Below are 5,691 nucleotides of genomic sequence, written 5' to 3'. Positions count from 1 at the left end.
CCGGTGGCATGGTCAAGTGCCTGGACGGGAAGCGGGAACGGTTTTTCGCCCCCAAAGTGTTCCCTTCCCGCCTCCGCTATTCCACAACTCATTTGCACCAGCGAATCAAACCCGCGGCGATTCGCCCATGGGCCTCCCCAGCCGTAAGCATCAAGCCCAATGTCAATGAGCCACGGATAGTCCCTCCGCAGCACCGCCTCCGACAACCCGAACTTGTCCAGGGCATCGGGCGGTAGCCGTGAATGAAGATATCGGCCCCGGCCAGCAACTGACGAAGCGTGGCCAGCGCTGCCGCATCCCCCAGATCGAGGTGCGCACAGTGTTTGCCCACCGTCATCTACGCCTCAAGCCCCTGCTCCTGCCAGCCGGGGGGTCAATCCGCAACACTTCCGCTCCGTACATGGCCAGGAACCGGGTCGCGACAGGTCCGGCAATGACCCTCGTCAGATCCAACACCCGCACACCCTCCAACGGTCGTGCCCCAGTGGCGAGGCTTGCGCGGGCCCGGGTTCCGGCGTCGTCCATACCTGCGGAACGCGCCGCACCCCAGTGGACAAGGGGTTCAGCTGCCACGGCGCGCCCTTGCGGATGTTCGTGCCACTGTTCCGGCGACCGCATGAGGGCCGCGCAACCATTCGCGGCAACCACCTCCGCTTCCAGCGCTTCCCCACTCCAACGTACGACGGCGCCAGCCACCTCCAGGCGGTCGGCGCCCGCTTCCAGCCCCAGGACTTTCAGGGCGGCGGCGCGATGGTGAGCCGCATTCGTATGCAGCCGAATCCAACCGTCCGCGCAACGGTAGTCCCCCGCAATGGCATCCCACACCGGCGGCAGTTCCCAGCCAACAGGGATGAAGGAGAGCCCAAACCAAAGAGACGCCAAATTCCGGTCGATCTATATGTCTGCGGATGGGGCGCCGTGGTGGGTGGCCAGTTGGGCAATTGCGGTGGCGGCTTCGGCCATGGAAGCAACCGCCAACCCCGTCACATCGAAGGCGGAGGGAAGGGCTGCATCCCCTGTCACCTGCACATTGTCGGATACGTCGAAGGCACCGTTGCTGACGTCCATGGCAATACGGTACACCCGCAGCCGGCTTGGGAACGCGGCCATCCGGAGCCTTTCCTTTTGTCTGAATCCATACTGCAGCTGATGCGGCTGTTGACGCTCAGCACCCGCATCAGCGGCAGTATGAAATTGTTCGTTGGCGACGAACCCACCTCTGCTGCAGTATCAGCGAGTCCGAATCTGTGGACAACTTCAAGCTGTGGATATCTCCGGACAGGATTTCGATTTTCGGCCCAGACTGATTTCATGACTGCTCGATCAAGGCTTCCCGGGAAACTGGCCCGCCAGTCCTTCACTTACCGCGAAGGGCTCCTGGCGGGCGTCTCGGTGAGCCGAATGCGGGCAAGTGACCTGAGCGTTCCAAGCAGGGGGATACGGGTACCCCAGGAAGCAGGCCAACCACTGCTTGACCGGGTGCGGCCGTACACGAGCTTGGGCTTGGACAATTGGGTCTCCCATGTCACTCCAGCACAAATCCACGAAATGCCGCTGCCGTGGTTTGCCGAGGAAATCAGAACACTTCACTTGTCCCGCGTACCCGGCAGCGCCCATTCCCGTCGGCGCGGGGTGGCCGGACATTGCATCAATCTGACCAGCAGCGACATCGTGTGGATCGAGGGAGTGCCCGTGACAAGCCCGGCAAGGACGTTCCTGGATTTGGCCACCATACTGAGCCTCGACGACTTGGTGGCCGTAGCCGACCACTTGATCTGTGAGCATGACCGGCACTTTGGACCTCCCAAATGTGCCATCATCCCCGAGGAACAGCTGCGGGCCTATATTGGCGGCTTTCGCCATATTCCGGGACTGGTGAAGGCCAAAAGGGCGCTCGAGCTCATGCGGGTTGGCGTGGACTCCCCTCCCGAAACACGGCTCCGATTGATCTTGCACCGTTCAGGACTCCCTGAATTTTTGCCGAACTGCAAGATTGCCGGGGGTCCTGGTGAATTCGATGTTGGGCCCGACCTGGCCTGCAAGGAATACAAGGTGTGCGGCGAATACGAAGGTGAAATCCACCAGACTACCGAGAAGCAACTCCACGACCGCAACCGGGACGAGCGGACCCGCATCCGGGGATGGGTGCAGGTCAAGGTCTACAACGCCGATATGAAACGCGGCGAATCCCACGTCGTGGCAATGTTTGAGACGGCACTTCGGCAACAAGGATGGCACCCAAAGCCCTAGCCTGGCCCTTGACCGGCAAATATACTGCAGCTCCTGCGGGTCAGCGGGTCGGTGCCGAATCTGTACTGCAGCTCCTGCGGGTGCCAGCGCCGAACACCCACCGGAGCTGCAGTACGAAACCCGGGGCCGGCGGGCAAACCGTGGAACTACTCCGCCGGGGCGAAGTTTCCTTCCATGCCGGGCACGCAGGCGCCCGTCCACACTGAAAGGACCTCTTCGCGGCTGGGCAGGCCATTGATGGCAGGACTCAGCTCCGGCCTGTGTACCCAGGCGCCCGCTTCCTCCGCAATCAGCGCTGCGGCGGCAAAGTCGTGCTCGAACAGACCGTATTCCAAGTAACCGTCCACGCCTCCTTCGGCCACGGCACACAACTCAAGGGCTGCCGAGCCCAGTCGGCGGAAGTCCCCGAAGTGATCCATGCGCCCGTTCAGCTCAGACACCAAACGGCGCCGGAGCGCCACGTTATTCGTTACAGCCGTCGCCAGCAGCGTTCCGCCGCGGACTTCAGTGGGACCGTGCAGGGCACGCAGCGACTGAACTCCGTCGGCGCGGGTTTCATCCAACCACGCACCGCCACCGCGCGTGGCAAAGTACACCCTGCGCAGCGCAGGTGCGTTGACCACCCCGGCCAGCCATTGTCCGTCCGGCCCGGCCACGGCCACCGACGTGCAGTGGTAAGCGATGTTGCGGATGAAGTTCATGGTTCCGTCAAGCGGGTCAATGCTCCACCTGTACCCCGACGGCTCGGCCGGTAATTCCGGGGCCAGTTCCTCGCCCGTGATCACATCATGCGGACGGGCGTCCCCGATCACGGCACGTACGGCATTCTCGGCAGCCACGTCGAAGGCCGTAACCCAGTCCGCATCCGAGGATTTCTCCGTCGCGGCAAAACTGCCCGGGTCGCGGGCAGCCAGCACGGCGGCTCCTTCGGCAGCAGCTCGCAGGGCAACTTCGAGCAGTTCATCAACAGTGACGGCAGCGGGGGCCATGGTTTTCCTTTGTTTGGAGCTTACGAGTCGGTTTCTTGCACGGCAGTTTCCACTGCGTCGTCTACTTCCCCGGCAGGTTCCGCCGCGGCGAAAGCCGCCGGTCCTGCCGTGAGCAACCGTTGGAACGCTTCTTCATCCAGCACGGGAATGCCCAACGCTTCAGCCTTGTCGAGTTTAGTGCCGGCAGCTTCGCCAGCCACCACGTAGGACGTGTTTTTGGAGACGGAGCCTGCCGCTTTGCCGCCGCGGGTGATGATCGCTTCCTTGGCCTCGTCGCGGCTGAGCGTGGGCAGCGTTCCCGTCACCACAATCGTCAGCCCTTCAAGGGTGCGCGGCGCGGATTCGTCCACGGCGTCGGCCATGAGCACACCTGATTTCGCCCACGAGTCAACGATTTCCTGGTGCCAGTCAATGCCAAACCACTCGATGAGCTCTTCGGCAATGATGGTCCCCACACCGTCCACCTCGGCGAGCTGATCGCGCGCATCTGGCGCCTTCAACGCTTCCTGGATGGCGGCCATGCTGGAGTACCGCGTGGCCAGGGCGCGCGAGGCCGTGGGCCCAACATGCCTGATGGACAGCGCCACAAGCACCCGCCACAGCGGCGCCGACTTCGCCTTTTCCAGCTCGTCGTACAGATCTGTGGTCGTCTTCTTGGGCGCCGAGGGCTTCTTGGCGGTGGGTTTGCTGTAGAAGTAGGGCACCAGCTCAAACTCGCCTGTCCCCTCAAACTTGCCGGTTTCCTTGTTCTTGGCCCGCTTCTCCCGCCAAACCTCGACGCCGGACAGGTCCAGTTGGGCGATGTTGAAGACTTGCGCTTCACTCGTCAAAGGCCCGGGACCGGCAGGAGCACTGATGCCGCCGTTCCCTGCAGGGTCGGGGCCCGGACCGGTGGTCAACGCCATGGCGGCCTCGTAGCCCAGCGATTCAATGTCAAAGCCGCCGCGGCCGGCCAAATGCGCCACCCGCTCGGTGAGCTGGGCAGGACAGGACTGGGTGTTGGGGCAGCGGATGTCGATGTCACCGTCCTTGGCCGGGGCCAGTTCGGTCCCGCACGACGGGCAATACGTGGGCATGATGAACGCCCGTACGGGCGGATCCTGCAGATCCCGCAAGGCCATGACCGGCCCCACAATTTCCGGAATCACATCCCCTGCCTTACGCAGCACCACGATGTCGCCAATCAGCACACCCTTGGCCTTGACCACGTCCTGGTTGTGCAAGGTGGCCATTGTCACCACGGAGCCGGCCACCTTGACAGGTTCCATGACCCCATAGGGGGTGACGCGGCCGGTCCTGCCCACGTTGACACGAATGTCGATGAGCTTCGTGTTCACTTCCTCGGGCGGGTACTTGTACGCCACGGACCAGCGCGGTACCCGTGAGGTGTGGCCGAGTTCGCGTTGGGTGGCAAGGTCGTCCACCTTGACCACAATGCCATCAATTTCGTGCACCACATCATGGCGGTGCTCACCGAAGTACTCAATGAACTCCATGACCTCCGGCAGCGTGTCCAGCACCTTGTAGTAAGGGCTGATGGGCATGCCCCACGACTTCAACAGCTCATAGGTTTCGGACTGGCTCGCCGTGGACAGACCCTCCCGCGCACCAATGCCGTGCACAAACATGCTCAGTGGCCGCTGGGCTGTTACCGCCGGGTCCTTTTGCCGCAGCGAGCCCGCAGCAGAGTTCCGCGGGTTCGCAAAGGGTGCCTTGCCCGCAGCGACCATGTGTTCATTCAGGATGGCAAAGTCCTTCGAGGCGATGAACACCTCGCCGCGGATCTCCACTTCGGTGGGAAAATTGCTGCCGTGTAGGTGCTGCGGAATGTCCTTGATGGTGGCCACATTGTGCGTGATGTCCTCGCCGGTGGTGCCGTCCCCGCGCGTGGCGGCCCGCACCAGTACGCCGTCGCGGTACAGCAGATTCACGGCCAGGCCATCGATCTTCAGCTCCGTCAACCACTGCGGAGCCTTCCCGCCCCGGTTTTCCACCGAGGCCGCAGCCTTGCGCAGCCACGCTTCCAGCTCCTCCAGCGAGAAGACGTCCTCCAGCGAGTACATTCGCGCAAGATGTTCGACAGCGGCAAACGCCACCGAGACATCCCCGCCTACCTGCTGGGTGGGGGAATCGCCGCTGACCAGTTCAGGATGCAGCGCCTCCAGCGTCTCCAACTCGCTGTACAGCAGGTCAAACTCTGCGTCGGAGACCAGGGGCGCGTCATCGTTGTAGTAGGCCGCCCGGTATTTTTGGATCAAGTCCACCAGAACGCCGTAGCGTTCACGGTCCGCGTCGTTGGGAATGGGCTGGTTTTCTGCTGGCTCGTAGCTCACGCTACTATCTTGCCCCATGAACGCCTGCACGGCTTCCAGCACAAACAAAAAATGCAGGTTTCCGCCCCCAAGGTGGAAACCGGCATCTTTTTGCGTGGATCCAGCGAGCGGATCTAGCG

The 5,691-nt window shown here is 62.8% G+C and carries 6 protein-coding genes; 1 reads left to right on the top strand and 5 read right to left on the bottom strand.

Translation table 11 applies throughout. From position 1 onward, the window contains the following. The 3 genes from Q4P21_RS16335 to Q4P21_RS08095 form a co-directional block, all read right to left on the bottom strand. On the bottom strand, positions 1 to 320 hold a 320-nt coding region (locus tag Q4P21_RS16335), incomplete at its 3' end, for a CoA transferase (protein ID WP_369598876.1). Between the two features lie 13 nt (positions 321 to 333). Beyond that, positions 334 to 882 carry a CoA transferase gene (locus tag Q4P21_RS08100; protein WP_303388280.1) on the bottom strand — a complete coding sequence of 183 codons (549 nt, stop codon included), beginning with the start codon at positions 880 to 882 and terminating at the stop codon, positions 334 to 336. 12 nt (positions 883 to 894) lie between these two features. Then, positions 895 to 1,110, bottom strand: a complete 216-nt coding sequence (locus Q4P21_RS08095) for a hypothetical protein (RefSeq protein ID WP_303388279.1) — start codon at positions 1,108 to 1,110, stop codon at positions 895 to 897. A gap of 201 nt (positions 1,111 to 1,311) precedes the next feature. On the opposite strand from Q4P21_RS08095, the gene Q4P21_RS08090 reads away from it, so the two are divergent. After that, positions 1,312 to 2,250 (top strand): hypothetical protein, encoded by a 939-nt coding sequence (locus tag Q4P21_RS08090; RefSeq protein ID WP_303388278.1) that lies wholly within the window; start codon positions 1,312 to 1,314, stop codon positions 2,248 to 2,250. 146 nt (positions 2,251 to 2,396) lie between these two features. On the opposite strand, the gene Q4P21_RS08085 is transcribed toward Q4P21_RS08090, so the two are convergent. Both Q4P21_RS08085 and ligA read right to left on the bottom strand, forming a co-directional pair. Continuing rightward, positions 2,397 to 3,239 carry an inositol monophosphatase family protein gene (locus tag Q4P21_RS08085; protein WP_303388277.1) on the bottom strand — a complete coding sequence of 281 codons (843 nt, stop codon included), beginning with the start codon at positions 3,237 to 3,239 and terminating at the stop codon, positions 2,397 to 2,399. A 20-nt stretch (positions 3,240 to 3,259) separates the two neighbouring features. Continuing rightward, positions 3,260 to 5,590 (bottom strand): NAD-dependent DNA ligase LigA, encoded by a 2,331-nt coding sequence (gene ligA, locus Q4P21_RS08080; RefSeq protein WP_303388301.1) that lies wholly within the window; start codon positions 5,588 to 5,590, stop codon positions 3,260 to 3,262. Positions 5,591 to 5,691 lie beyond the last annotated feature (101 nt).

The organism is Arthrobacter sp. (assembly GCF_030540645.1).
GTDB lineage: Bacteria > Actinomycetota > Actinomycetes > Actinomycetales > Micrococcaceae > Specibacter.
This window is presented reverse-complemented; position numbering and strand designations above follow the sequence as displayed.